General features: G+C 53.4%; 6 protein-coding genes and 1 pseudogene. 3 read left to right on the top strand and 4 right to left on the bottom strand.

All coding sequences use genetic code 11. The features are described 5' to 3' along the window. Positions 1-24: 24 nt before the first annotated feature. A pseudogene (locus QMM04_RS20970) lies at positions 25-180 on the bottom strand (AraC family transcriptional regulator); the annotation flags it as partial. 106 nt (positions 181-286) lie between these two features. Here QMM04_RS20970 and QMM04_RS20965 point away from each other — a divergent pair. Beyond that, complete coding sequence (locus QMM04_RS20965) at positions 287-1,006, top strand: type 1 glutamine amidotransferase (protein WP_282996928.1); 720 nt, start codon at positions 287-289, stop codon at positions 1,004-1,006. A 141-nt stretch (positions 1,007-1,147) separates the two neighbouring features. Here QMM04_RS20965 and QMM04_RS20960 read toward each other — a convergent pair whose 3' ends face one another. Next, complete coding sequence (locus tag QMM04_RS20960) at positions 1,148-2,041, bottom strand: dihydrodipicolinate synthase family protein (RefSeq protein ID WP_282996927.1); 894 nt, start codon at positions 2,039-2,041, stop codon at positions 1,148-1,150. Positions 2,042-2,070: 29 nt separating this feature from the next. Continuing rightward, on the bottom strand, positions 2,071-2,757 hold the full coding sequence (locus QMM04_RS20955; protein ID WP_282996926.1) for a B3/4 domain-containing protein: 687 nt from the start codon (positions 2,755-2,757) through the stop codon (positions 2,071-2,073). A 44-nt stretch (positions 2,758-2,801) separates the two neighbouring features. On the opposite strand from QMM04_RS20955, the gene QMM04_RS20950 reads away from it, so the two are divergent. Then, positions 2,802-3,404 (top strand): helix-turn-helix transcriptional regulator, encoded by a 603-nt coding sequence (locus QMM04_RS20950; RefSeq protein ID WP_059010376.1) that lies wholly within the window; start codon positions 2,802-2,804, stop codon positions 3,402-3,404. A gap of 266 nt (positions 3,405-3,670) precedes the next feature. Here the strand turns inward: QMM04_RS20950 and QMM04_RS20945 are convergent, their stop codons facing one another. Then, positions 3,671-4,450, bottom strand: a complete 780-nt coding sequence (locus QMM04_RS20945) for an SDR family oxidoreductase (RefSeq protein WP_058769672.1) — start codon at positions 4,448-4,450, stop codon at positions 3,671-3,673. 205 nt (positions 4,451-4,655) lie between these two features. Here QMM04_RS20945 and QMM04_RS20940 point away from each other — a divergent pair. Beyond that, positions 4,656-4,839, top strand: a 184-nt coding sequence (locus tag QMM04_RS20940; RefSeq protein ID WP_282996925.1) for a helix-turn-helix domain-containing protein, incomplete at its 3' end; no start/stop codon positions are given.

Raw genomic sequence — 4,839 nt, 5'->3', positions numbered from 1 at the left:
GGTGATAACCCAGAGGTTGATTTACGTTTCGACCAGCATCTCGCCTCTGGTTTCATAGAGGAGTTGTCCTTCATGGTGATGATGAGGAGGATCGGTTTCTCCTCGCTGATAGCTAATCGCTGTGCCGGACCAGCCAGTGGATGCTTCATGTCTTGGCGCTTTATCTATACTACCTGGCATTTCAGATTAGAGTCCTGCAACTATGATGCTGCCTCGAAACCATCCGGTGTACCAACTCACTGGATGAGTGTGTCGTTTATCACAGGTATAACAGTAGCCTATACTCATGCGGGTACACTTTATCGTAGATGAAAGTTTTGAAGCGCCAGGGGCTTATGAAACATGGGCCAGAAATCAAGGTCATAATGTGACTTACTCGCGTGTATACGCAGGCGATGAGCTACCCGTGGACGCCGAAGGTATTGATTTCCTGATCGTGATGGGCGGTCCGCAGGACCCGTCCACGACCCAGAGAGAGTGTCCGCACTTCGATGCGAAAGGCGAGCAGGCGCTGATTGCTGCTGCTGTTAAAACCGGTAAAGCCGTTATCGGTATCTGCCTTGGCTCACAGCTGATCGGTGAGGCGCTGGGCGCGCCGTTTGCTCACAGCCCTGAAAAAGAGATTGGTAAGTTCCCGATCACGCTAACTGAAGAGGCTCGCGAGGATGCGTTGTTTTCTCACTTTGCGAAGTCGCTTGAGGTCGGTCACTGGCATAACGACATGCCGGGCCTGACCGCGGATGCAAAAATCATCGCCTACAGCGAAGGCTGTCCCCGCCAGATCGTTTCCTATTCAGATCGCGTCTTTGGTTTTCAGTGCCACATGGAACTGACGCTGGATGTTGTAGAACGGCTAATCGCTCATTCGCAACAAGACCTGAGCCGAGCCGCAGAGTATCGCTTTGTTCATACGCCAGAAGAACTTCGTGCGCACGACTACAGCGAAATGAATCAGGTACTTTTTGGCTTCATGGATAAGCTCGAAGCGCGTTACAAATCCGCTTAAACACGTCTTTATGCCCGGTGATGTTTATCTCCGGGCATTCTTTATCAGAAGCTGATACATGCAGGCACCATGACCTTTTGTGCACCCTTCAAACCCTACTTTCTATCAACGGCTCGGCACAGGACCGATTCCGCCGGCGCGTTACTTCAGGTCCAGAGCGGCCATCACTGCTGCTACATCTGCCACCTCTGCGGCCGATAAGGGTAACAGGGGACGAGGCAGACAGTCGGCATCGGTCAGCCCCAGTATGCCTGCTGCCGCTGCGATCACGCGGAGACTTCCGCCATGCTTACGGAACAGATCCCATAAAGGTTGCAGGCGGTGAGTTAGGGCAGTAACGCGTTCAGCGTCGTTAATGGCTGCGGCCTGCGTAATTTGTTTAGCGGTTTCCGGGAAGATACCGCCACAAACGGAATACCAGACTTCGCAACCGGCATTCAGCCCCAGCCCGGCACTGGCGTCACCACTAATACCCAGGGTCACGCCAGGACGAAGATGTTTTCGTAATGCTGCGACGCGTTCAACCGCAGCGATGGGGGTATCCGGTACTCCCGGAATTTTAATTGAGCGAATCCCTTTCAGTGACGACAGCTGCCCGAGCAGTTCGTCGGTAAAGCGGAAATGCGTGGTGCCGGGGTTGTCATAAACACAAACCGGTACTGAAGTATGGCGGGTAACCGTCTCAAAGAGGGCATACACCTCTTCATTACGCAGCGGCTGGTAACTCATCGCCGGCAGCAGCAGCGCATCCGCGCCTGCGGACTGCGCATCTTCAGCCAGATGCAGTACGGCATCGGTGCTGATAGCTCCCACGCAAACCATCACGGGAATCTCCCCGGCAACCTGACACGCCAGCGTTGCGCTGCGTTTGCGCTGTTCCCTGCTCAGATAAGCATAGCTACCGGTTGAACCCAGAACACCCAAAGAATCGACACGGGCTGCCGTCAGGCGAGCCAGGATCTTCGTGAATCCCTGCTCATCGACACCACGCGCGGTGACAGGCGTTAACGGGAAAGCAGACAAGCCGGTGAACATGCAGAGTCTCCAGAACTGAGTTAAAGGCGTTACTCGCCGATGAGGGTGACGTTACACTGCCGTCCGGGCATCATTTCTTCAAGGCCGTCGGTCAGCATCTTTCCAGCTTCATGCAGCTGATCGGGCGGCATCTGCGGCAGACTTTCCAGAATAAACCACATGTGTTGCGCTTCAACGCTTAAGCGAGTCCTGATTCCCTGCCGCCAGTTCCAGCGACGGCAGGTTACGCCGGCATCATCACACCAGACGACTTCGCCAGGCGCAGGATATTCCACCGCCATAACCCCTTCTTTCATGGTATCAAAGGGTTCCGTGCCTGTTGCCACCGTCAGGCGAGGTGCGCCCTGGTACGCAGCAATATTTTCTCCCCCTACGGGCACGGCATAACGCAGACTGACAGCGTTATAAAGATCAACGACCGGATCGAGCGCGGGCAGGGTGCCATCGCGAAGCACGCGTTTGCGTAGCGCCTCAGCAGAACAGGGCGTGCGTTTGGGTTTGGCACCAAATTTCTGAAACACATCGGCCCATGCGGCCAGATGGGATTCAGCCCAGTTGGGGGAATCTGACAGCACCGCCTCACAGGCCGCCTTCAGTGCCGTTACCCCGACGTGCGGATTCACGACAGGCGCTGCCTGTACACTGATGCTGAGCGCCCGAAAACCGGGGGCGATTTGATAGATTTCAGGGGAAATTGACGCAGATACGATTAACACGCGATAATCCTGTAATGACCATTTTATTTCATAATATCGACCCAATGACCAAAAAAGTCAATTTAGTGACCTTTGCCGGCGCAGATGTCAACACGGTTAACGAAGCCGTATCCCTGCGGATTAAGCAGTTTCGTAAACAAAGAAAAATTTCTCTCGATGAGCTATCCCGCAAAGCCAGTGTCAGTAAGGGGATGCTGGTAGAAATAGAAGGGTGTAAGGCTAACCCCAGCATTGCGCTGCTATGTCGGCTTGCTGCTGCCATGGGCGTGTCCGTGGCGGATTTTGTTGATGTCAGCGCCAGGCCTGATGTGCACATCATCGCTGATACGGACATCCCCGAACTCTGGACAGGAGACAAAGGGGGAAGCGCCAGGCTGCTGGCCGGCTCAGGTGGACCCGATATGCTTGAGCTGTGGCTGTGGGAAATGCGGCCAGGCGAAAAGTTTGAATCACCCGGGCATACCTCAGGCACGCTGGAGCTACTGCACGTAAAATCCGGAACCCTCACGCTTGGCGTGAAAGAGAGCGTATTTCAGGTAACGGCGGGATTTTCCGTTACAGCCAAAACCGATGTTCCACATTTCTACGCAAACCAGGGAGAAAACACGCTGAACTTTATCATGACGGTGAATGAAAAAGCGTCATAAGCGTTTTTTCAATAAACGGCCAAAGAAGCCCTGATTTGTGCGCAAATAATCATCCTTTGTTGTCGCTATTCATGTCCGTTTCTGCCACCAGGCGGACTGTGTATTCGCCATGAGCGAGGAGCGGATATTTGCGACAAAGAGTCGGGGAATATCACACAGCGGCCAGGTCGATATCGCACATGGCTTGATCTCATAGCCGCTGGCGCCTTATTAAGGTATATAAAATATCCGGATCGCTACCCGAATGGGTCGATGAGGATATCTGACTACACCGTTGGAATAGTGCCGCCATCGATGACAAATTCAGTACCGGTGATCGCGGCAGCATAAGAAGATGCGAGGAAGACAATGAGATTAGCTACCTCAATGGGTTGAGAAGGGCGTCCCAGCGGAATACCGCCAAGTGCCTTCATGATGATCTGCTTACCGCCTTCGTAATCTGTTCCTGCCTGCTGCGCCAGCCGTTCCGCCATGGCCACTGAAGCTTCGGTTTCGATCCAGCCGGGTGCCACGCGAACCACCCGAACCCCCTGCGACGCAACCTCTTTCGACAGGCTTTTACTGTAGGCTGACAGCGCCGCTTTCGCTGCTGCATAACCCGTGGTTGATTCTGGTAAGGGCAGTTCTCGCTGGATAGAAGTGACATGGATGATCACTCCGCCCCCCTGCTGCAGCATGGCAGGCAACAACGCACGATCTAAACGTACTGCGGGCAACAGATTAAGATTGAGCTCCTGTTGCCACTCCTCTTCACCCAATGCTGCAAAGCCACCACCGGGTGCGGTAGAACCGCCGGCCACATGAACAATGATGTCGACGCCTCCCAGATGTGTCTGAACGGCTTCCGCGACTGAGGTACACCCTGTAACCGTGGTCAGGTCTGCCGTTACGAAGGCGTCTGCCCTACATTCTGCGGATGCGTGGCGTGCGGTTGTTAATACTGTTGCACCCAGCTGTTTGAATAGCCCAACTACCGCTTTACCCACACCTTTGGTACCCGCAGTGACCAATATGCGTTTACCGTGGAAATCGAGATCACATGGCATTGGAGAATCTCCGGTCTGTTGATGTGGCAGTACCATAATCAGTAATGCTGGCAATATCGCCACCCTTGCTGAGCGCGAAGTCGTCATAAATAGCGAGCGGTAATGTGAATGGCATAGACCTGTACTCCCTTTGTTTACAGTACGGTCATATTCCACATAGACTGTTAAATTGACAAGTACGCACAAAAAAGTGAGTTACTGAATGATGAGTAAGTTATACAGTCCGGAATCAGCCGCAAGCGGAGTGGAGCAGGTTATTCAACTGCTGGAAGGGCGCTGGAAATTAATCATCCTTTTTCATCTGTTCGACGGCAAAGTACAGCGCTATTCAGATTTTGAAAAATTAATTCCCGGTATTTCGCAGAAGATGCTGGCGCAACAACTGAGAC

Origin of the sequence: Pantoea sp. Pa-EAmG (assembly GCF_030024295.1) — a bacterium.
GTDB lineage: Bacteria > Pseudomonadota > Gammaproteobacteria > Enterobacterales > Enterobacteriaceae > Pantoea > Pantoea dispersa.
The sequence above is the reverse complement of the archived record's forward strand: the minus strand, read 5'-3'. Positions and strand labels throughout refer to the sequence as shown.

What these genes read in the sequence shown, in the direction of transcription:
- QMM04_RS20965 (WP_282996928.1), top strand. Translation starts at nt 287, where the DNA reads ATGCGGGTACACTTTATCGTAGATGAAAGTTTTGAAGCGCCAGGGGCT.
- QMM04_RS20960 (WP_282996927.1), bottom strand. Translation starts at nt 2,041, where the DNA reads ATGTTCACCGGCTTGTCTGCTTTCCCGTTAACGCCTGTCACCGCGCGT.
- QMM04_RS20950 (WP_059010376.1), top strand. Translation starts at nt 2,802, where the DNA reads ATGACCAAAAAAGTCAATTTAGTGACCTTTGCCGGCGCAGATGTCAAC.
- QMM04_RS20945 (WP_058769672.1), bottom strand. Translation starts at nt 4,450, where the DNA reads ATGCCATGTGATCTCGATTTCCACGGTAAACGCATATTGGTCACTGCG.